Here is a 21,787-nt window from a genome sequence, read left to right on the forward strand (position 1 = left end):
CAATCTGCAACGATGAGCTCAGAACCCGCCTGCGGACTATCGAATTCTTAAGCCTTCTCGCCTGCAGTCGGAGGATATTGCCCAATTCGGCGGCGCTTTAACGTGGCTGTAACGCTGCGCTCGCCAGATTTACCGCAATCAAACCCAAGGTGACGTCCCAGCGAGCTGCCGGGTCGTTCGCTGCAACCAAAGCGCAGATCGTTTCTCTCGAAACGTGCAGCGCGCCTCGAATCAAACGATGCTTGCAAGCGAGTTCCAACCGGCCGCATCCACACAATTGCTCTCGGCCGCGCTCGACGGTGTTTCCGAGGCGATTCTCTTTCTCGACGCGCAGGGCCACGTCCAGCACGCCAATCGGGCGGCGTCGGTGCTGCTGCGGCGTGAGCCGGCCGCTCTGGTCGGCGTCGACCTCGAAAGTCTGGGTCTGCCCGCGGATCTGATCCCGGCGATCGCGTGCGACGAGACGACCGACGCGCAGCAGGAGGCGGACCAGTCCGACGCCCGCGAAATGACGATGCGCCATGCCGACGGCGGGTGGACCCGCCTCCGCCTGTCGCTGTGCGCGCTCCCGCCGGGCCGGGAGGACCAGCCGGTCCGTTCGCTGCTGTTCATTCGTGACGTGACCACCGAAGTCGACATGCGCGAGCGCAATGCGCTGCTGACGTCGGTCGCCGACCGGACCAACCGGGCCGTCATCGTCACCGATCGCGATCTCAACGTCCTCTACACCAACGCCGCCTTTGCCAGCCTGTTCGGCTACACGCCTGAACAGGCGATCGGGCGCCGCGCCGAGGAGCTGCTGATCGGCCCCTGCACCGATCCCGCCATCGTCGACCGGCTGAGACAATGCCTCGAGGACGACCGTGGCATCGAAGAGGACGTGCTGGTCTACGACAAGGACGGCCGCGAGATCTGGACGACCGCCTATGTCAAGGCGCACCGGACCAAGCGGGGCAAGGTCAGATATCTGTTCGGGCTGCTCACGGACATCCGGGAGACCAAGCAGTTGCGCTCGCTGCAGCAGTTGATCATGGCGTCGCTGGCGTCCGACGTTTCGATCACGACCATCGCCGATCAGCTGTGCCGCCGGGTCGAAGAGCTCGCTCCGGACGCCGTCTGCTCGATCCTGCACGTCGATTCCGACGGGCACGTACATCCGCTCGGCGGCCCCAGCCTGCCGCCCGCTTATTCGGCCAGCCTCGACGGCGTCGCGATCGGGCCGGACGTCGGCTCCTGCGGCACCGCCGCCTATCTCTGCGAGCCGGTGCTGTCGCACGACATCGATAATGATCCGCGTTGGCAACCCTACAAGGCCGGCCCGCTCGCCGCCGGCCTGCGTGCCTGCTGGTCGTCGCCCATCAAGGGTAAGGATGGCCGCGTCATCGGCACCTTTGCCTTCTACTTCCGTGAATGCCGCGGCCCCAGTCCCTGGCACGAGCAGATCGTCGCCGCCTGCGTCCAGCTCGGTGCGCTCGCCATCGAGCGCCAGGAGGTCCGCTCGACGATCTCACAGGTCGCCTATCACGACATGCTGACGGGCCTGCCGAACCGGGCTCGCATCCCGTCGCTGATCGCCGAAGCCATCAAGGCGTGTCCGGACGGCGGACACGTCGCCGTGGCCTTCCTCGACGCCGACAATTTCAAGGACGTCAACGACACGCTGGGCCATGCCGCCGGAGACGAGTTCCTGGTCGGCTTCGCCAACCGCCTGCGAGCGCAGATCCGCCCCGGCGACATGCTGGGCCGGCTCGGCGGCGACGAGTTCGTGATCGTGCTGCAGAACCGCGATGCCCTGGAAGCCTCGCTCGCGGCGGCGCGCATCACCGCCGCGCTGGCGATGCCGCTGACGATCGGCAAGCGCCAGGTGCCGATGTCGGCGAGCATGGGACTCAGCCTCTATCCTGATAATGCCAAGGACATCGAGACCCTGATCAAGCAGGCCGACGCGGCGATGTACAAGGCCAAGCGCGGCGGCCGGGCGACCTACCGCTTCTTCAGCGCCGACATCGACAAGCTCGCCGAAGAACGGCTGATGCATTCGACCGCGCTGCGCGAGGCGATCGCCAGCGAGGCCCTGACATTGCACTATCAGCCGCAGATCCGCACCCGCGACGGCGCGATCCACGGCGTGGAAGCGCTGGCGCGCTGGCACGATCCGGTGCTCGGCGAGGTCTCGCCCGCCAAGTTCATTCCGCTCGCCGAGGAATGCGGCCTGATCGAGCAGATCGGCGTGTGGTCGATCAAGCTGGCCTGCCAGCAGATGGCGTCGTGGCGCCGCGCCGGTCTCGACATCCCCTGCATCTCGGTGAACCTGTCGCCGATCAACTTCCAGAACGTCAACCTGGCGGCGATGGTGGCGCAGATCCTGGCCGCCAACGACCTGCCGGCGAAGATGCTGATGCTGGAGATCACCGAGGGCGTCATCCTCAACGAGCGCGCCACCGTGATCGCGACCATGAACGAGCTGCGCAACATGGGCGTCGGCCTGTCGCTGGACGATTTCGGCACCGGCTATTCGAGCCTGAGCCGACTGGCCCAGCTGCCGATCGACGAGCTGAAGATCGATCGCAGCTTCATGCGCGATTTCGAGAACGACAGCGGCACGCGGGCGATCGTGACCGCGGTCGTGCGCGTCGGCCAAAGCCTCGACGTGGCGGTGGTCGCCGAAGGTGTCGAGACCGAGCCGCAGCGCAAGCTGCTGGCCGAGCTCGGTTGCGATGCAATGCAGGGCTTCCTGTTCGCGCGGCCGATGGCCGCCAGTGCCTTCAGCCGCTGGCTGCTGGACTACAGCGCGCTGCGGGCGAGCCTGATGCTGCGGCAGATCGGGCGCAAACTGGCCCGAGCGTCCGGCGCGGCAACCGCCGAGCCGGCAGCGCGTCCCATCGCCGCAGCCGCGAGCTGAGAAGGGCGCATCCCCTCGCGGATGCGCCTCTCACCTCATCTTCGCCGGCTCAGCGCCTTCCACCGAACAATCGATCCACCAGCCAGCCGTCGAGACCCGCGGCGGCTTCCGGCCGCGCGTTGCCGCGGCTCGGCGGCGCCGAGCGTGCGCTCGGTGCCGGCGCGGATGGCGCCGTGATCTGCGAGGCGATCTGCGCCAGGGTCGGGACCAGGCCCGAGCCCTGCGCGTTCGGCAGCGCCGCGACCGGCACGCCCTGATGCGCTGATCGCATGAAGCGGGTCCAGACCTCGACGGGCAGGCCGCCGCCGGTCGCCTTCTTGGTCGGCGAGTTGTCGTCATTGCCGAGCCAGACGCCGGTGACGAGATGCGCGGTGTAGCCGATGAACCAGGCGTCGCGGAAATCCTGGCTGGTGCCGGTCTTGCCGGCAGCGATCCAGCCCGGGATCTCCGCCTTCTTCGCGGTGCCGGAGATCAGCGTCTCCTGCATCATCTGATTCATCATCGCCGCGTTGCGCGGCTCGATCACCTGCGCCGGCTGCTCGGTCTGGCGCATGTAGAGCAGCTTGCCGTCGAGCGTCCTGATCCGCGTCACCACATGCGGCGAGACGGTGAGGCCGCCATTGGAGAACGGCGCGTAGGCGCCGACCAGCTCGATCATCGACACCTCGGAGGTGCCGAGCGCGATCGACGGGTTGGGATCGAGCTTGGAGGCGATGCCGAGCCGGTGTGCGGTCCGCACCACGTTCTTCGGTCCGACCTCGAGGCCGACGCGCACGGCGACCGTGTTGAGCGACATCGCCAGTGCCTGGGTCAGCGTCACCGGGCCGAAATATTCGCGGGTGTAGTTCTCCGGCCTCCAGCCCTTCAGATCGAGCGGCGCGTCCTGGCGGACCGTGTCCGGCGTCAGGCCCTGCTCGATCGCGGTGAGATAGACGAACGGCTTGAACGCCGAGCCGGGCTGGCGTTTGGCGGTTACGGCGCGGTTGAACTGGTTGTCGGCATAGTTGCGGCCGCCGACCATGGCGCGCACGGCGCCGTCGGGGGTCATCGCCACCAGCGCGCCCTGGCTGACGTTGAACTTGACGCTCTTCGCCGCGAGCTCGTCGATGATGGCCGCTTCCGCCACGCTCTGCAGCTTCGGATCGATCGTGGTCTCCACCACGATCGACTCCTCGACTTGGCCGACGAGGTCGTCGAGCACCTCGCCGATCCAGTCGGCGACGTAGTTGATGGTGCCGGCGCCGGCCGGCTTCACCGCGACGGATGGATGCGCGATCTGGGCCTGCGCCTGGGCCTCGGTGATGAACTTGGCCTCCGCCATCGCCGCCAGCACGGTCTGGGCGCGCTTGGCCGCGCCCTCCGGGTTGCGGTTCGGCGCCAGCCGCGACGGCGACTTGACGAGACCTGCCAGCATCGCGGCTTCGCCGATCGTCACCTGCCGCGCCGACTTGCCGAAATAGCGCTGCGCCGCGGCCTCGACGCCGTAGGCGCCCGAGCCGAAATAGACCCGGTTGAGATACAGCTCGAGGATCTCGCGCTTGGAATATTTGCGCTCCAGCCACAGCGCCAGCTCCGCCTCCTGCAGCTTGCGCGCCAGCGTGCGCTCCTGGGTCAGGAACAGGTTCTTGGCGAGCTGCTGCGTCAGGGTCGAGCCGCCCTGCGACACGCCGCGATGCAGGATGTTGGCGACGACGGCGCGGGCGATGCCGATCGGGTCGATGCCGAAATGCTGGTAGAAGCGGCGGTCCTCGATGGCGATGAACGCCTTCGGCAGATAGGGCGGCAGATCCTTCAGCGCGACGTTGGCGCCGGCCATCTCGCCGCGCTGCGCCAGCATGGTGCCGTCATAGCCCACGATCTCGATCGTCGGCGGCCGCTTGGGGATCTCCAGCGATTGGATCGGCGGCAGATGCGCGCCGGCCCAGATCACGACGCCGACCAGCGCGATCACGCCCCACAGGCCGCAGACCAGCGCCCAGTAGAACATGCGCCCGATCGACATTCCCCAGCGCGACTTGCCGCGTCTCGGCTTTGGTTTCGGTGTCGAGGCCTTCGGCTCGCGCGCCGGCACATCGTCCTCGTCGTCGGGCTCGACCGGCCTTTTCTTTGCAGTCTTTGCAACTGACTTCTTGGGCGTGTCGTCGGAGGGAATGCGATCCTTGGGGTCGAGGCGCAGATCGGCCATCGCGGCCGCAAGACCGAATCGCGGCTCCTTGCGTCCGCCGCCCTGTTTCCGTCCCCGCGCCATACGCAACCCGAGCCCGCGACCCCGCCGTCCGACCACGGTAACGTCCGGAGTTTAAGGGGCAGTTAGAAAGACCTTAACGCGCGATTAGGAGTTTCGCGCCGCTAACGCCGCGTTATGGTTAAGCCAAGGTAAACAACAACAGGCGAGGGAGTTCATGGGCCATATCGATCCCACCAAGGAGGTGTTCGCGCAGTTTCGGGAGAACGACCGCCCGGGGCCGATCCACATGCTGAACCTGGTGCGGCTGCGCAGGGAGGCAGCCTATCCCGATGGACGCAAGGTCAGCGGCGCGGAAGCCTATGCCGCCTATGGCCGCGAGAGCGGCCCGGTGTTCGAGCGCCTCGGCGGCCGCATCGTCTGGCAGGGCCGCTTCGAGCTGATGCTGATCGGTCCGCAGGACGAACGTTGGGACCACTGTTTCATCGCCGAATATCCGAGCGTGCAAGCCTTCGTCGAGATGATCCGCGATCCCGTCTATCGCGAGGCGGTGAAGCATCGCCAGGCGGCGGTCGAAGACTCGCGCCTGATCCGCCACGCCGTGCTGCCGGTGGGCAAGAACTTTGGCGAGGTGCCGGCGGGGTAGGTCTCATTGCATTTCGCGTCTCATTGCATTTGCGAGACTGGTAGTACGGTGTTGCCACACGAAAGGTACGTTCCCTCCCCCCTTGTGGGGGAGGGCTAGGGAGGGGGGTGGCCACGAAGACGGTCGCCCGGAGCTACCCCCCTCCCCAACCCTCCCCCACAAGGGGGGAGGGAGCGCGGCGGTGGACGGCGATAGGGAACGCCAACATCCACGTCGTCGACGCTTGCACGACACATAAGTTTATGCTTATGTGTCGGCATGATCGAGAGTGACATCTTCAGGGCCCTGGCTGATCCGACGCGATACGCGATCTTCGAGAAGCTGGCGAACGGCAGCATGAATGCCAGCGCGCTTCGCGAGGGTCTGACGATCAGCCAGCCGGCGATGTCCCAGCACCTCGCGGTTCTCCGAAGCGCGGGATTGGTGAGGGAAGAACGGCAGGGTCGCTTCGTCAACTATGAGGTCGATCCGGAGGGCTTGGCGCAGATCGCGCGCTGGCTGGCGAAGTACCGTGCCTACTGGCCGTCGCGGGTCGATGCGTTGAAGGCCGTGCTGAAGGACATGGACCAATGACCGATATCAAGGCTGACCTGCAGAGCGACGATCTGGTGCTCGACTACGAACTGGACGCGCCGCCGGAGAAGGTCTGGCGTGCCATCAGCATTCCTGCGCTGCGCGAGAACTGGCTGCCGCGCGGCGACCTCGCCGATGCTGCGCCAATCTCCGCGACGCCCGGCGAAGAAGTCCGCTACCGGATGCGCGACCACGAACCGCCGTTCCTGGAGAGCATCGTGACGTTCCAGGTCATGCCCAATGCCGAGGGCGGCACCAGGCTCAGAATCATTCACGGGTTGGTCGCCACGACGCTGATGCGGCGGACGCCGTCGGCGGCGAACAGCAACAGGCGCAGCCTGATGCGCGCGGCCTGATTCTCCAAGTCACCGACACCTCACTGAAACCGGGAGCTCGCGCATGCGCGACACGATGCAACTCGTCCCTATGGTCATCGAGCAGTCGAGCCGGGGAGAGCGATCCTTCGACATCTATTCGCGGCTGCTGCGCGAGCGGATCGTCTTCCTCAACGGCGAGGTCAACGATACGGTCTCCGCCCTGGTCTGCGCGCAACTGCTTTTCCTCGAGGCGGAGAACCCAAAGCGGCCGATCCATCTCTACATCAATTCACCCGGCGGCGTGATCACCAGCGGCCTGGCGATGTATGACACGATGCAATTCGTCAAAGCACCGGTGCACACGCTCTGCATGGGAACGGCGCGTTCGATGGGCTCGTTTCTTCTGATGGCGGGAGAGCCGGGCGAGCGGACGGCGCTGCCCAATGCAAGCCTTCACGTCCATCAGCCGCTCGGCGGCTTTCAGGGCCAGGCGTCCGACATCCTGATTCACGCGAGGGAGATGGAGCAGACCAAGCACCGCATGATCAGGCTCTACGCCGAGCATTGCGGGCGCAGCTATGAGGACGTCGAGCGCACCCTGGATCGCGATCACTTCATGACCGCGGACGAAGCCTTGCAGTGGGGCTTGATCGACCGCGTCGTCAAGCAACGCGACCTGGGTGACGTCATCAACGACTGATACTCCCTCGACGCGACGGCGGATCCTGCCGCAACAGCCGTCGTCCCCCGCGATGCGGTCGAATGACCGTCGGCGAGCGCACGCAGCGGCGAACGGGCGCAACCCGTGCCGCAATGCAGAACGGGGCCGCGCCATCGCGCAGCCCCGTACCATCGATGTTGACCGCGTCATTCCGGGGCGAAGCGCAGCATCGAACCCGGAATCTCGAGGTTGGTTCGTCGCTGTCGCGACGCCCTGGAACGACGTCGAGTGCAGCTAGCCCGCCGCGCCCTTGTCCTCCAGGATCGGGCCGAACAGCTCCCAGCGCTCGCCGTTGAACTTCATCATCTGCAGTTGCTTGTTGACGCGATAGTCGGTCGGCGAGGTGTTGATCTTCATTCCCGGTAGCGAGAAGTCGCCGGTTACATCCTTCAGCGACGCCGCCTGCTTCATGACGTTCTCGTGCGTCAGGTTGTCGCCGCACATCTGCAGCACGGTGACCAGGAGCTGCGCGGTCGAATAGCCGTAGGTATTGAAGTTCGAGTTCTTGTCACCCTCGGGATAATACTTGGCCATGAAATCGAAATAGCGCTTCAGGCCCGGATCGTCCTTCCACTGCGGGTCGAGCGGATCCTTGCCGTAGTTGACGGAGATGACGCCCTTGGCAGCGTCGAGGCCCGCAGGCTGCATGACCGCGCCGACCGAGGTCGCGTTGATGTCGACAATGTGCACGGGGTGCCAATCGAGCTCATGGAGCTTCTTGATCGCCTGCGCGGCTTGTTTCGGCGTCGCGGCCGAGAACAACAGGTCGGCTCCCGCCGACTTGACCTTCAGGATCTGCGAGTCGATGGTCGGATCGGAAACCTCATAGGAGGCTTCGGACACGATCATCGTCGACGCCTTGTCGCCGAGGCCGGCCTTGATGCCGTTCAGGTAGTCCTTGCCGAGATCGTCATTCTGATAGAGCACGCCGATCTTGGCGTTGGGATGCTCCTTCAGAATATACTGGCCGTAGATGCGGCCCTCGGTGAAGTAGTTGGGATTGTACCCCATGGTCCACGGGAAGTTCTTGGGGTCCGTGAACTTGGTGGCGCCGGTGGCGGCGAACAACTGCGGCACCTTCTTGGCGTTGAGGTATTTCTGGACCGCGGCGTTGGACGGCGTGCCGATGATCTGGAAGGTCAGCAGAACTCCGTCGTCCTCGACCAGCTTGCGGACCTGCTCGACGGCCTTGGGCGGCGAATAGGCGTCGTCATACTGGATCAGCTTGATCTTGCGGCCGTTGATGCCGCCCTGCTCGTTGATCATGTTGAAATAGGCGGCCTGGGTCTTGCCGATCGAGGCATAGGCCGAGGCGGGACCCGAGAACGGCACGGTCTGGCCGATCTTGATCTCGGTGTCGGAGGCGCCGGGGTCGTACTTCTTCTGGGCCGAGGCTGACGTGACGGAGAGGGTGACGGCCAAAGCGGCCGCCCCTGCAAGACGGAAATATCCCTGTCGCATGGGGTCTATCGTTCCTCCTGATTTGTTATGCGGCTGGTCTGCCCGACCGGGGCGCCATCGCTGGGAGGGAGTGTGGAGGAAGGGCTGGGCGGACGCAAGGCGAGGGGAGCACGGGTGCGGCGGTTCCGTCGATGTCGCTATGATGAGCCCAACTGGCTCAACAAGTTCGGTGTCGTCCCGGCCAAGCCCGGCGTCGCGCAGCGACGTCGGGCGCAGAGCCGGGATCCATGGCCACAGGCCGTCGTATGGCTACGGCTCGGAGTGGCGATCCTGCCCCAAAACGCTGCCTGGGATTATGGGCCCCGGATCGGCGCCGCGACGCGCTTGTGCGCGTCACGGCTTGTCCGGGACGACACAGAGGATGGAGATACAGCCCGGCTCAGCCCGCGAGCCAAACCAGCACCAGGCCGATCGTGGCCGGCACGCTCTGGATGAACAGGATCTTGCGGCTGGCGGTGGCGGCGCCATAGAGCCCGGCGACGAGCACGCAGAGCAGGAAGAAGATCTTGATCTGGAACGCGAAGGCCGGCGTCGGGTGCGCCAGGCCCCAGAACAGGCCGGCGGCGAGGAAGCCGTTGTAGAGGCCCTGATTGGCGCCGAGCACCTTGGTCTGCTCCGCGCGCTCCGGCGTGTTGTTGAACGCTCTCAAGCCGGCCGGTTTGGTCCAGAGAAACATCTCGAGTACCAGAATGTAGACGTGCAGCAGGCCGATCAGCCCGACGACGATGTCTGCAATCAATGCCATGGTTCGGCTCCCCCAAGCCTGCGTGGGCCGGCGCTGGTGCCGGTCCCCTCGTTCAAATCGAGCTCCGAGCGGCTCAGGGCCGCGCGATGGTCGCTCATGCCGCCGGTTGAGCGGCCGCGTCGTCGTTCGCCAGCAGATGCAGCAGCGCGCTCTTGATCGCGGCCTGCCGGGTCGGCGCGTTGATCTGCGCGCCCAGCAGGTCGGTGACGTAGAACACGTCGCGGGCGCGTTCGCCGAAGGTGGCGACATGGGCCGAGGCGATGTTGAGATTCAGCTTCGAAATCGCGGTGGTCAGCTCGTACAGCAGGCCGGGGCGGTCGAGGCCGGAGACCTCGATGACGGTGTAGAGCTCCGACCATTGATTGTTGATGGTGACCTCCGGCTCGACCGAGAACGCCTTGTGCTGTTTGCCCCGCGTCGTCCGCCGCGCCACGGCGTCCGGCAGCCGCAGCTTGCCCTCCAGCACCTGCTCGATGGTCTCGCCGATCCGCGTCGCGCGGCGGCCTTCGTCCTCGTCGCGCTCATATTCGCGGGAGATCGCGATGGTGTCGAGCGCGCGGCCGTCGGTCGTGGTGTAGATCTGGGCGTCGACGATGTTGGCCCCGGCGGAGGCGCAGGCGCCGGCGATGATCGACAGCAGCCACGGATGGTCCATCGCGAAGATCGTCAGCTCGGTCACGCCCCGCGCCGGATCGAAGCCGACGTTGATCGCGAGCTTGTGGCCGGCATTCTCGCTCGATCGCACGAAGCGGGCATGGCGGATCTTGCGCGGCAGCTCGACCTTGAGCCAGTAGGCCGGATAGTGCCGGCCGATATAGGTGTTGAGCTCGTCCTCGGGCCAGTCGGTGAAGGCGTTGCGGAATTCGGCCTGCGCCGCGGTGATCCGCTTGGCGCGGTTGACCTCGGAGAAGCCGCCGGTCAGCACCGGCTCGGTCTCGTAATACAGCGTACGCAGCAGCTGCGCCTTCCAGCCGTTCCAGACGCCGGGGCCGACTCCGCGGATGTCGGCGGTGGTCAGGATGGTCAGCAGCTTCATCTGCTCGACGGACTGCACCACGGCGGCAAAATTCTCGATCGTCTTGCGGTCCGACAGGTCGCGCGACTGCGCCACCGTCGACATCGTCAGATGCTCCTCGATCAGCCAGGCGACCAGTTCGGTGTCGGCATTGTTGAAGCCGAGCCGCGGGCACAGCCGGCGCGCGATCTTGGCGCCGGCGATGGAATGGTCCTCGGGCCGTCCCTTGGCGACGTCGTGCAGCAGCACGGTGATGTAGATGACAGCGCGGTGCTCGGGCCGGATCTTGCGCATCAGGTCGGAGGCCAGGGTGAACTCGTCGATGCCGCCGCGCTCGATCTCCTGCAGGAACCCGATGCAGCGGATCAGGTGCTCGTCGACCGTGTAGTGATGATACATGTTGAACTGCATCATCGAGACGATGCGGCCGAAGGCGCGAATGAAGTGGCCGAGCACGCCGGTCTCGTTCATCCGCCGCAGCACGACCTCGGCATCGTTGGAGGTCAGGATCTCCATGAACAGCCGGTTGGCCTCGGGATCGTCGCGCAGCTCGGTGTTGATCAGGTTCAAGGAGCGCGTGACCGCGCGCATCGCGTCGGGATGGAAGGCGAGGTTGTGCTTCTGCGCCAGCCGGAAGATGCGGATCAGATTGACCGGATCGTGCTTGAAGACGTCGGGCGCGGCGAGGTTGATGCGGTTGTTGTCGACGATGAAGTCGTCGCTCTCCGGCACGCGCCGCCAGGTGGCGCCGGTGGTCAGGCGCGAGATCATCCGGCTCAGCACCGGCGCCGGCTTGGCCTGCTGGTCCTCGAGCTTGGCGCACAGGATGGCGGTGAGATTGCCGACCTCCTTGGCGACCAGGAAGTAGTGCTTCATGAAGCGCTCGACATCCTGCATGCCGGGATGGCTGGTGTAGCCCAGCCGCACCGCGATCTCGCGCTGCAGGTCGAACGACAGCCGTTCTTCCGGACGGCCGCTGACGAAATGCAGGTTGCAGCGCACCGACCACAGGAAGTCCGCGCAGCGCCGGAAGGTGCGGTATTCATGCGCGTCGAACACGCCGCGCTCGACCAATTCGGCGGTCTCGCGCACGCGGTAGACGTATTTGGCGATCCAGAACAGCGTGTGCAGGTCGCGCAGGCCGCCCTTGCCGTCCTTGACGTTGGGCTCGACCAGATAGCGCGACTGGCCGCCGCGGCGGTGCCGCTCCTCGCGCTCGGCGAGCTTGGCGGCGACGAACTCGGCTGCGGTGCCCTGCACGACCTCGGTGTCGAAGCGCGCGACCAGCTCGTCATAGAGCGGCCGGTCGCCCGCGAGATAGCGCGTCTCCAGGATGGCGGTGCGGATGGTCATGTCGCCGCGCGCTTGGCGGATCGACTCGTCGACCGAGCGGGTCGCGTGGCCGACCTTCAATCCCATGTCCCACAGCGAGTACAGAATGGCTTCGGCGACCTGCTCGCCCCAGGCGGTCTGCTTGTAGGGCAGGATGAACAGGAGATCGATGTCGGACTCCGGCGCCATCAGGCCGCGGCCATAGCCGCCGGTGGCGACCACCGCCATGCGCTCGGCGCCGCTCGGCACCTGCGAGCGATAGAGGTGCTGGGTGGCGGCGGCGTAGAGGATGCGAATGATCTCGTCCTGCACGAAGCAGAGCTGCTCGGCGCAGCGCCGGCCGTGGCGGTCCTTCAACAGTTGCGCCTGGGCCGCCGCGCGCGCCTTGACCAGCTCGGCCTTGAGGAATTGCACCACGGCGGCGCGGAACATGTCCTCGCGTCCCGAATGCTGCGCGGCCAACGCGTCGACCGCAGCCGCGATGCCGGCGCTGTCGAAATCGGAAAGGCTATCAGGGTGGGAATGGGGGGCGACGCTGTCCATGGATGCAACCGGATATCGAACAAGGCCTGTGCTGTCACGAAACTTCCAATGCAACAATCGATCCATGCTGTCATCGCTCACGGGATGATGATCGTTCTGAACGGCGCCGTCGAAAGGAAAAGCAATTCTCGCGCGCCCCTGGCATAACTCATTGAAACAACAGCAATGTTTCTTGAGGGTTGGAGGGGTGACGATGGGTGGATTGTCGAGGCGCGGATTTGCTGCGGTTGCGGCCGTGGTTCTACTGGGATGCGGCGCTGCACGCGCGGCCGAGCCGGTGAAGGAGATCCGCTTGGATTGGGCGACCTACAATCCGGTGTCGCTGGTGCTGAAGCAGAAAGGACTTCTGGAGAAGGAGTTCGCCAAGGACGGCATCAGCATCGTCTGGGTGCAGTCGGCCGGCTCCAACAAGGCGCTCGAATTCCTCAACGCCGGCTCGCTCGATTTCGGCTCGACCGCCGGCTCCGCCGCGCTTGTCGCCCGGATCAACGGCAACCCGATCAAGTCGGTCTACGTCTATTCGCGGCCCGAATGGACCGCGCTGGTCACGGCCAAGGATTCCAAGATTGCCTCTGTGGCCGACCTCAAGGGCAAGCGGGTCGCGGTGACCCGCGGCACCGATCCGCACATCTTCCTGGTGCGCGCGCTGCTGTCGGCGGGCCTCACCGACAAGGACATCACGCCGGTATTGCTGCAGCACGCCGACGGCAAGGCGGCGCTGATCCGCGGCGACGTCGACGCCTGGGCCGGGCTCGATCCGATGATGGCGCAGGCCGAGGTCGAGGAGGGCGCCAGGCTGTTCTACCGCAAGGCCGACGCCAACACCTGGGGCATCCTGAACGTGCGCGAGCAGTTCCTGAAGGATAATCCGGAGATCGTCCGCCGCGTGCTCGCCACCTACGAGGTCGCGCGCAAGGACGCGCTGGCCAACTACGACGACCTCAAGAAGACCTTCATCGCCGTCACGAAGCTGCCTGAGACGGTGGTCGACAAGCAGCTCAAGGAGCGCACCGAGCTGACCCATAGCCGCATCGGCGCACCCCAGCGCGAGTCGATTCTGGCTGCGGGCCTGGCGCTGCAGCAGGCCGGTGTCGTCGATGCCAAGGTGGATGTGAAGGCCACGCTGGACGCCCTGATCGACGACCAGGTCCCGTTGCCGACGAATTAGGACTTGCACGGCTCGGGCAATAGGCCGCTGCGCCAAATCGCCTATGCCAAGAGCCGGCGATCAAAAACCGGTGTCGTCCCGGACAAGCTCGCCAACGCGATAGCGTTGGCGGGCGCAGATCCGGGACCCATAATCCGTGACGCCTGTTGTGAGGCAAAGCTGGAGCGGCATCTCGCTTCAATACGACGGCCGCGGAGTATGGGTCCCGGCCCAAGGCCGGGACGACAGCGATTGCTGGGCGCCGTCCTTGGTCACCATGCTGATCGGCCACCACGACTATCCGCCAACGCCACGCCTTGCATTCCCGCGCGAGACACTGTTCTCACTATGACCATGACCGTCGAATTGCAGGCACCCGCTTCGGCCGCCCCGACATCCCAGACCGCTACCACGCCGCGGCTCGCACGCTTCGCGCGGCCGCTGGTGGGCCTGCTGCTGCCGCTATCGCTCGCACTCGCCTGGGAGCTTGCCGTCCGGGCCGGCTGGTCCAACGGCCGGCTGGTGCCGCCGCCCTCGAAGGTCTTCACCACCATCGCCGAGCTCGCCCGCTCCGGCGAACTCTCCCGCCACATCACGATGACCTTGACCCGCGTCGGCATCGGCTTCGGCCTCGGCGTCGCCGCCGGCACGCTGCTCGGCGGCATCTGCGGCTATTGGGGTTTCGCGCGCCGGCTGGTCGATCCGACGATCCAGGCGCTGCGTGCGATTCCGTCGATCGCCTGGGTGCCGTTGTTCATTCTGTGGCTCGGCATCTTCGAGACCTCCAAGGTGGCGCTGATCGCAGTCGGCGTGTTCTTCCCGGTCTATCTCGGCCTGACCGGTGCCATTCTTTCGGTCGACCGCAAGATCGTCGAGGTCGGCCGCGTTTTCCGCCTGTCCGGACCGGCCATGATCCGCCGCATCCTGCTGCCGGCGGTGCTGCCGGCCTATGTGGTGGCGCTGCGCGTCGGCCTCGGCCTGGGGTGGATGTTCGTCGTTGCCGCCGAGTTCATGGGCGCCTCCGAAGGGCTCGGCTACCTCCTGATCGACGGCCAGCAGCTCGGCAAGCCGGCGCAGATCGTGGCGGCCATCGTCATCTTCGCGATCATCGGCAAGGTCACCGACTGGCTCCTGGAGATATCAACCGCGCCGCTGTTGCGCTGGCAGGACAGTTTCGCGCGCCAGAGCGGGGCGGCCTGATGCTGCAGCTCGCATCCGTCACCAAGGTCTATCCCAACGGTGTCCACGCGCTGGAGCGGTTCTCGGCCGGGATCCAGCTCGGCGAGATCATCGCCATCATCGGCGGCTCCGGCTGCGGCAAGTCGACGTTGTTGCGCACCATCGCCGGGCTCGACCGCGCCAGCGCCGGCACCGTGACGCTCGACGGCGAGGCGATCATTGCGCCGCATCCCAAGGTCGGCATCATCTTCCAGGAGCCGCGGCTGCTGCCGTGGCTCACGGTCGCCGACAACATTGGCTTCGGCCTGTCCGAGCTGCCGGCAGCCGAGCGTCGCGACCGTGTCGCCCGCGCGCTGCAACGTGTGGGCCTCGCCGACAAGGCCAAGGTCTGGCCGCGCGAACTGTCCGGCGGCCAGGCGCAACGCGTCGCGATCGCCCGCGCATTGGTGGCGCAGCCGGAGGTGCTCCTGCTCGACGAGCCGTTCTCTGCGCTCGATGCCTTCACCCGCAAGGATCTGCAGGATCATCTGCTCGATCTCTGGGCCGATACGCGCCCGACGCTGGTGCTCGTGACCCACGACGTGGAGGAAGCCGTGGTGCTGGCCGACCGCGTGCTGGTGATGCGGCCGCATCCGGGCCGGCTGTTCGAGGAGATCACCATCAATCTGTCGCGGCCGCGCGACCGCAACGCGCCCTTGTTCGAGCAGTTCAAGCGGCATGTCTTGACCGCGCTGGACCGCTCGCTCGACCGGACGATGCCGGACACGCAGGGCAGGCGTGAGCCCGGCGGCGGCCTGTGGTGGTGACTTTGGCGGCCCGGCCCGGTAAATCTCGTCTGAAATAAATCCGGGAGAGAACGACAAATGGATGCTGCCGAGCTGCGCGCCATGCAGGCGCCGATCAAGGAACGCTACAAGGCCGACCCGTCCGCCGCCGTGATCACCTTGAAGGCCAAGGGCGAGGTCGGGCAGGAGGGGCTGACCTGCAAGCTCGAGACCGGGCGCGCGATGGCGGTGGCCGGCCTGCATCCCGGAACTGGCGGCTCGGGGCTCGAGCTGTGCTCCGGCGACATGTTGCTGGAGGCTCTGGTGGCCTGCGCCGGCGTCACCTTGAAATCGGTCGCGACCGCCGTCCAGGTGCCGCTCAAGAGCGGCCACGTGTTCGCCGAAGGCGATCTCGATTTCCGCGGCACGCTCGGCGTCGACAAGGAGGCGCCGGTCGGCTTCCAGGAAATCCGTCTGCGCTTCGAGGTCGACACCGACGCGCCGCAGGACAAGCTCGACCTCCTGCTCAAGCTCACCGAGCGCTATTGCGTGGTCTATCAGACCATCAAGAACGGCCCGAAGGTGTCTGTCAGCTTGAAGCGGGTGTAGTGCGCGGCGGCGCTGCCTCTGAGGAGACAAGCTGTTGAGGCTCGCTCGGTCTGCGCCTCCCCCGCCTGCGGGGGAGGTCGCCTCGCATCGCCGATGCGAGGCGGGTGGGGGACTTCTCTCCACACGGCACACCCCATCATCGCCACCCGAGCCGCGCCCCCACCCCAGCCCTCCCCCGCAGGCGGGGGAGGGAGCCCACTGCCTGCGCAGCATGAACTGATGTCCCTCGATCCCTCCTTCCTGCTGCTGCTGGCTCTGCGCATGGCGATCGCGGCGTCGTTCGTGGTGTCGGCGTCGATGATCGCCGAGCGCACCGGCCCGGTGATCGGCGCGCTGGTCGCGACCCTCCCGATCTCGGCCGGCCCGACCTACGTCTTCCTGGCGCTGGATCACGATGCCGCCTTCATCGCGCAGGGCGCGCTGACCAGCCTGCCGATCAATGCCGCGACGATCTTCCTCAGCCTTGCCTATGCCGTGCTGGCGCAGCGCCGCAGCGTGCTGGTGGCAAGCGCCACCGCGGTCGCGGTGTGGCTCGGTCTCGCCGCGCTGATCAAGAGCGTGCAATGGACGCTCTTGATGGGCATCGTCGCCAACATCGTCACTTTCGCGATCTGCCTGCCGTTGTTGCAGCGCTATCGCCATGCGAAGATGCCGCTGATCACCCGGCGCTGGTACGACGTGCCCTTGCGCGCCTCGCTGGTGGCAACGCTCGTTGCCACCGTCACCTCGGTGTCCGGCTGGGCCGGCGCCAGCGTGTCCGGCATCCTGGCGCTTTTTCCGATCGTCTTCACCTCGATGATGCTGATCCTGCAGCCGCGCATCGGCGGGCCGGCGACGGCGGCCGTGCTGGCCAACGGCGCCTGGGGCCTGATCGGCTTCTCGCTGGCCGTCGTCGTGCTGCATCTCGGCAGCCTGCATCTCGGCGCGGCGGTCGGCCTCAGCGGCGCGCTGGCGACCTGCGTCGGCTGGAATCTCGGCCTGTGGTGGCTGGGGCGACGGAAGGCAGCTCGTCAGCTTGCGTAGGGTGGGCAAAGCGAAGCGTGCCCACCGAGTTGCATGTCACGCTGCAAATGGTGGGCACGACGCCTCGCGTCTTTGCCCACCCTACGGCACCGTGAACTCATCTCTCTGTCATTCCGGGGCGACGCCGAAGGCGGCGAGCCCGGAATCCATCTGGCTGCATGCGCTGACGAAGGATGGATTCCAGGTTCGCGCTACGCGCGCCCCGGAATGACGGCAACTACTTGTTCGGCAGTTTCGACTTCAGTTGATACAGCGCGTCCATCGCCTCGCGCGGGGTCATCTCGTCCGGATGCAGCGCCTTCACGGCGGCGATCAGTTCCTCTGCCTCCTTCGACATCGCGGGCTCCACGGCTGCGCGCGAGGGCACCGCGAACAGCGGCAGATCATCGACCAGCGCGCGGGCGTTTTGGCCGCGGTCGGCGGCCTCCAGTTTCGCCAGCACCGATTTGGCGCGGCTGATCACGGCCGGCGGCAGGCCGGCGAGCTTCGCCACCTGGATGCCGTAGGAGCGGTCGGCGGAGCCGGGCAGCACCTCGTGCAGGAACACGACGTCGCCCTGCCATTCCTTGACCCGCACCGTGGCGTTGAACAGCCGCGGCAGCTTGGCGGCGAGCGCCGTCAGCTCGTGATAATGCGTGGCGAACAGCGTGCGGCAGCGGTTGCTCTCGTGCAGGTGCTCGATCGCAGCCCAGGCGATGGAGAGGCCGTCGAAGGTCGCGGTGCCGCGCCCGATCTCGTCGAGGATCACCAGCGCGCGCTCGCCGGCCTGGTTGAGGATCGCCGCGGTCTCGACCATCTCGACCATGAAGGTCGAGCGTCCGCGCGCCAGATCGTCGGCGGCGCCGACGCGCGAGAACAGCCGGTCGACGATGCCGATGCGGGCCCGGCTCGCCGGCACGAACGAGCCGATCTGCGCCAGCAGCGCAATCAGCGCGTTCTGGCGCAGGAAGGTCGACTTGCCCGCCATGTTCGGCCCGGTGAGCAGCCAGAGCTGACCGCTCTTGTGCCCCGGCGTCGGCGACAGGTCGCAGGAATTGGCGATGAACGGCTGCCCCTCACGCTTCAGCGCCTGCTCCACCACCGGATGACGGCCGCCCTCGATGGCGAAGCCCAGCGAGCCGTCGACCTCCGGGCGCACATAATTGTCGTCGACCGCGAGCTTCGCCAGCGCAGTGGCGACATCGAGCATCGCAAAGCCGTGCGCGGCGGCGCGCAGATCGTCGCCGATCGCGAGGGCCTGTGCGCACAGCCGGTCGAAGATCTCGAGCTCGAGATTGAGCGCGCGCTCGCCGGCATTCGCAATCTTGGCCTCGATCTCGCCGAGCTCTGATGTCGTGAAGCGCACCTGGCCCGCCAGCGTCTGGCGGTGGATGAAGGTCGCGTTCAACGGCGCCGACATCAGCTTGTCGCCGTGCTGCGCGGTGACCTCGACGAAATAGCCGAGCACGTTGTTGTGCCGGATCTTCAGCGCCTTGACGCCGGTCTGGTCGGCATAGCGCGCCTGCATCGAGGCGACGACGAGCCGCGAGGCGTCGCGCAGATTGCGCGTCTCGTCCAGCGTCGCGTCGTAACCGGCGCGCACGAAGCCGCCATCGCGCTTGATCAGCGGCAGCTGCTCGTCGAGCGCGCGCGCAAATTCTTCCGCCAGCGCGCGCGCCGGCCGCGCCAGCGCGGACATGACCGACGCCACCTCCTGCGGCGGCTGGTCGAGCGCCGACAGCCGCGCCAGCGCCTGGTCGGCCGCAACGATACCGTCGCGCAGAGCGGCGAGATCGCGCGGACCGCCGCGGCCGACGGACAGCCGCGCCATAGCACGGGTCATGTCGGGCGCGCCGCGCAGGATCGAGCGGATGTCCTCGCGCGCGGCGCTGTCGGCGACGAAGACGTTGACGGCATCGAGCCGCCGGCCGATCTGCACCGGCTCCGTCAGCGGCGCGGCGAGCCGCTGCGCCAGCAGGCGCGAGCCGGCCGAGGTCACCGTGCAGTCGATCGCGTCGAGCAGCGAGCCGCGGCGCTCGCCGGCGAGCGTGCGCGTCAGCTCGAGATTGGCGCGCGTCGCCGGATCGATCGCCATCGTGCTGCCGGTCGCCTCGCGCGCCGGCGGCGCCAGCGGCGGGCGCTGCCCCACTTGCGTACGTTCGACATAGGTGACGCAGGCGGCCGCCGCGGTCGCTTCCAAACGCGACAGCACCGCGAGGCCGTCCATGGTGGCGACGGCGAAATAGTCGCACAGCCGCCGTTCGGCGGTGGCCCCGTCGAACACGTCGCGCGTGAGCGGCGTCACCGCGGCGAGCTCGCGCAGCACCGGCTCGAACGCTTCGTCCGAGTACAGCGCGTCGGAGACGATGACTTCGTTGGGATTGATCCGTGCCAAGGTCGCCGTCAGCTCGGCGAACGCGCATTCGGTGACGATGAAGTCCGACGTCGAGATATCGATCCAGGCAAGCCCGAGCCGGTCGCCGCCGGAGGAGCCGCGGCTGCGCGCGATCGACAGCAGATAGTTGTTGGCGCGCGCATCGAGCAGATTGTCTTCCGTCAGCGTGCCCGGCGTGACCACGCGCACCACGCCGCGCTTGACCACGCTCTTGTTGCCGCGCGCCCGCGCCGCCGCCGGATCCTCCATCTGCTCGCAGACGGCGACGCGGATGCCTTGCGCGATCAAGCGATGCAGATAGTCCTCGGAGCGCTCCACCGGCACGCCGCACATCGGGATGTCCTGGCCCAGGTGCTTGCCGCGCTTGGTCAGCACGATGCCGAGCGCTTTCGAGGCGGCTTCCGCATCCTCGAAGAACAGCTCGTAGAAGTCGCCCATCCGGTAGAACAGCATCAGCCCCGGATGCGCTGCCTTGATGTCGAGATACTGCTCCATCATCGGCGTGAGCTTGGCCGGCGCCTCGGCGGGCGCGGCCGCAGGCACTGATTCTTGCGGAACCGGGGCGGAGATCGGCTGCTGGATCGTCATGGCGCGGAAACTAGCCAATTTGCCCGGACGGTCCTACCGCTTTGCAGGCGATGTCCCGGTTTTCCACGATGAGCGGTGCCTGCTGTTGCACCTCCCCCGCTTGCGGGGGAGGTCGTATCGCATCGGAGATGCGATACGGGTGGGGGAAGTCTCTCCTCACGGGGATTCTCGCTTGGGGTGGCCCCCACCCCAACCCTCCCCCGCAAGCGGGGGAGGGGCGCACCGCTCGCGTTGAGAGAGCGTCGCATACGACAGCGCCGCGCATGCCACCCCGCGCTCCCGTCATTTGACCTGCCCCGTTCGCACTCCTAAAACCGCCGTCAATTCTGACCAGAAACACGAAAGTTCGGGAGAGAGCGATGCGAGACGTGTTCATTTGTGATGCGGTGCGGACTCCGATCGGCCGGTTCGGCGGCGCGCTGGCCAAGGTGCGCACCGACGATCTCGCGGCCACCCCGCTCAAGGCGCTCAAGGCGAAGCATCCCAATCTCGACTGGGCTGCCGTCGACGAGGTGTTCTTCGGCTGCGCCAACCAGGCCGGCGAGGACAACCGCAACGTCGCGCGCATGGCGCTGCTGCTCGCGGGCCTGCCGGATTCAATTCCGGGCCAGACCTTGAACCGTCTCTGCGCCTCCGGTCTCGACGCGGTCGGCGCGGCGGGACGTGCGATCCGCGCCGGCGAGGTCGATCTCGCGATCGCGGGCGGCGTCGAATCCATGACGCGCGCGCCGTTCGTGCAGGGCAAGGCGACGGAGGCGTTCTCGCGCTCGGCCGAGATCTTCGACACCACGATCGGCTGGCGCTTCATCAATCCGCTGATGAAGCAGCAGTATGGCGTCGATTCGATGCCGGAGACCGGCGAGAACGTCGCCGAGGAATTCCAGGTCTCGCGCGCCGACCAGGACGCGTTCGCGATCCGCTCCCAGCAGCGCGCCGGAAAGGCCATCGCCTCGGGCTATTTCGCCGCCGAGATCACGCCGGTCATGGTGCCCGGCGGCAAGGCCGGCCCTGTGACGGTGGACAAGGACGAGCATCCGCGCCCCGAGACCACGCTCGAAGGTCTGGCCAAACTGAAGCCGATCGTGCGCAATCCGGGCACGGTCACCGCCGGCAATGCGTCGGGCGTCAATGACGGCGCCGCCGCCATGATCCTCGCTTCCGAAGCCGCCGTGAAGAAGCACGGCCTCACGCCGCGCGCGCGCGTTCTCGGCCTCGCCTCGGCCGGCGTGCCGCCCCGCATCATGGGCATCGGCCCGGTGCCGGCGGTGCGCAAGCTGATGGAGCGGCTCGGCCTCAAGATCACCGATTTCGACCTGATCGAGCTGAACGAGGCGTTCGCGTCCCAGGGCATCGCCTGCCTGCGCCAGCTCGGCGTCGCCGAGGACGCCGATTTCGTCAACCCGCATGGCGGCGCCATCGCGCTCGGTCATCCGCTCGGCATGAGCGGCGCGCGCATCGCGATGACCGCGGTGCACGGCCTCGAGGTCCGCGGCGGCAAGCGTGCGCTCGCCACGATGTGCGTCGGCGTCGGCCAGGGCGTCGCGCTGGCGATCGAGACGATCAACTGACGACGCGCTGAGCGCTTCGTCATTCCGGGCAGCCCGCAGGGCTGAACCCGGAATCTGGAGATGAGTCCTGCAATATCGAGATTCCGGGTTCGACG

Annotated in this window: 16 protein-coding genes; 11 read left to right on the top strand and 5 right to left on the bottom strand. The window is 66.8% G+C overall.

What is annotated here, in order from left to right:
- Positions 1-238: 238 nt before the first annotated feature.
- Positions 239-2,902, top strand: a complete 2,664-nt coding sequence (locus QX073_RS17025; protein ID WP_316226062.1) for an EAL domain-containing protein — start codon at positions 239-241, stop codon at positions 2,900-2,902.
- A gap of 49 nt (positions 2,903-2,951) precedes the next feature.
- Here QX073_RS17025 and QX073_RS17030 read toward each other — a convergent pair whose 3' ends face one another.
- Entirely contained in the window at positions 2,952-5,150 is a 2,199-nt protein-coding gene (locus tag QX073_RS17030; protein WP_316226063.1) for a penicillin-binding protein 1A, read from the bottom strand.
- A gap of 154 nt (positions 5,151-5,304) precedes the next feature.
- Here QX073_RS17030 and QX073_RS17035 point away from each other — a divergent pair, with 154 nt between their 5' ends.
- The 4 genes from QX073_RS17035 to QX073_RS17050 all read left to right on the top strand — a co-directional run bounded on the left by QX073_RS17035 (position 5,305) and on the right by QX073_RS17050 (position 7,323).
- Complete coding sequence (locus QX073_RS17035; RefSeq protein ID WP_316226064.1) at positions 5,305-5,733, top strand: DUF1330 domain-containing protein; 429 nt, start codon at positions 5,305-5,307, stop codon at positions 5,731-5,733.
- Positions 5,734-5,991: 258 nt separating this feature from the next.
- Positions 5,992-6,306: a metalloregulator ArsR/SmtB family transcription factor gene (locus QX073_RS17040; RefSeq protein WP_315715146.1), complete on the top strand. Its 315-nt coding sequence runs from the start codon at positions 5,992-5,994 to the stop codon at positions 6,304-6,306.
- Positions 6,303-6,662 carry an SRPBCC domain-containing protein gene (locus tag QX073_RS17045; protein ID WP_315715147.1) on the top strand — a complete coding sequence of 120 codons (360 nt, stop codon included), beginning with the start codon at positions 6,303-6,305 and terminating at the stop codon, positions 6,660-6,662. Before QX073_RS17040 ends, QX073_RS17045 begins: the two co-directional genes overlap by 4 nt.
- Before the next feature lie 43 nt (positions 6,663-6,705).
- The gene (locus QX073_RS17050; protein WP_315715148.1) at positions 6,706-7,323 is read left to right on the top strand and encodes an ATP-dependent Clp protease proteolytic subunit; all 618 of its coding nucleotides are present in this window, start codon (positions 6,706-6,708) and stop codon (positions 7,321-7,323) included.
- A 255-nt stretch (positions 7,324-7,578) separates the two neighbouring features.
- On the opposite strand, the gene QX073_RS17055 is transcribed toward QX073_RS17050, so the two are convergent.
- The 3 genes from QX073_RS17055 to QX073_RS17065 all read right to left on the bottom strand — a co-directional run bounded on the left by QX073_RS17055 (position 7,579) and on the right by QX073_RS17065 (position 12,440).
- Positions 7,579-8,805: an ABC transporter substrate-binding protein gene (locus QX073_RS17055; protein ID WP_316226065.1), complete on the bottom strand. Its 1,227-nt coding sequence runs from the start codon at positions 8,803-8,805 to the stop codon at positions 7,579-7,581.
- A 379-nt stretch (positions 8,806-9,184) separates the two neighbouring features.
- A complete protein-coding gene (locus tag QX073_RS17060; protein WP_315715150.1) occupies positions 9,185-9,550 on the bottom strand; it encodes a DUF1304 domain-containing protein in 366 nt (121 codons plus the stop codon).
- Positions 9,551-9,644: 94 nt separating this feature from the next.
- Positions 9,645-12,440, bottom strand: a complete 2,796-nt coding sequence (locus QX073_RS17065) for a [protein-PII] uridylyltransferase (RefSeq protein ID WP_316226066.1) — start codon at positions 12,438-12,440, stop codon at positions 9,645-9,647.
- A gap of 193 nt (positions 12,441-12,633) precedes the next feature.
- Here QX073_RS17065 and QX073_RS17070 point away from each other — a divergent pair, with 193 nt between their 5' ends.
- The 5 genes from QX073_RS17070 to QX073_RS17090 all read left to right on the top strand — a co-directional run bounded on the left by QX073_RS17070 (position 12,634) and on the right by QX073_RS17090 (position 17,162).
- Positions 12,634-13,608: an aliphatic sulfonate ABC transporter substrate-binding protein gene (locus QX073_RS17070; RefSeq protein ID WP_315751904.1), complete on the top strand. Its 975-nt coding sequence runs from the start codon at positions 12,634-12,636 to the stop codon at positions 13,606-13,608.
- Positions 13,609-13,935: 327 nt separating this feature from the next.
- Entirely contained in the window at positions 13,936-14,787 is an 852-nt protein-coding gene (locus tag QX073_RS17075) for an ABC transporter permease (RefSeq protein WP_315825556.1), read from the top strand.
- Positions 14,787-15,572 carry an ABC transporter ATP-binding protein gene (locus QX073_RS17080; protein WP_315715154.1) on the top strand — a complete coding sequence of 262 codons (786 nt, stop codon included), beginning with the start codon at positions 14,787-14,789 and terminating at the stop codon, positions 15,570-15,572. Before QX073_RS17075 ends, QX073_RS17080 begins: the two co-directional genes overlap by 1 nt.
- A 57-nt stretch (positions 15,573-15,629) precedes the next feature.
- Positions 15,630-16,139, top strand: coding sequence for an OsmC family protein (locus QX073_RS17085; protein WP_316226067.1), 510 nt, complete (start codon positions 15,630-15,632; stop codon positions 16,137-16,139).
- A gap of 219 nt (positions 16,140-16,358) precedes the next feature.
- Positions 16,359-17,162 (top strand): hypothetical protein, encoded by an 804-nt coding sequence (locus QX073_RS17090; protein WP_316202420.1) that lies wholly within the window; start codon positions 16,359-16,361, stop codon positions 17,160-17,162.
- A 217-nt stretch (positions 17,163-17,379) separates the two neighbouring features.
- On the opposite strand, the gene mutS is transcribed toward QX073_RS17090, so the two are convergent.
- The gene (gene mutS, locus QX073_RS17095; RefSeq protein WP_316226068.1) at positions 17,380-20,124 is read right to left on the bottom strand and encodes a DNA mismatch repair protein MutS; all 2,745 of its coding nucleotides are present in this window, start codon (positions 20,122-20,124) and stop codon (positions 17,380-17,382) included.
- Positions 20,125-20,483: 359 nt separating this feature from the next.
- On the opposite strand from mutS, the gene pcaF reads away from it, so the two are divergent.
- On the top strand, positions 20,484-21,692 hold the full coding sequence (pcaF, locus tag QX073_RS17100) for a 3-oxoadipyl-CoA thiolase (protein ID WP_315751909.1): 1,209 nt from the start codon (positions 20,484-20,486) through the stop codon (positions 21,690-21,692).
- Positions 21,693-21,787 lie beyond the last annotated feature (95 nt).

This window comes from Bradyrhizobium sp. SZCCHNS3052, from assembly GCF_032484495.1.
GTDB lineage: Bacteria > Pseudomonadota > Alphaproteobacteria > Rhizobiales > Xanthobacteraceae > Bradyrhizobium.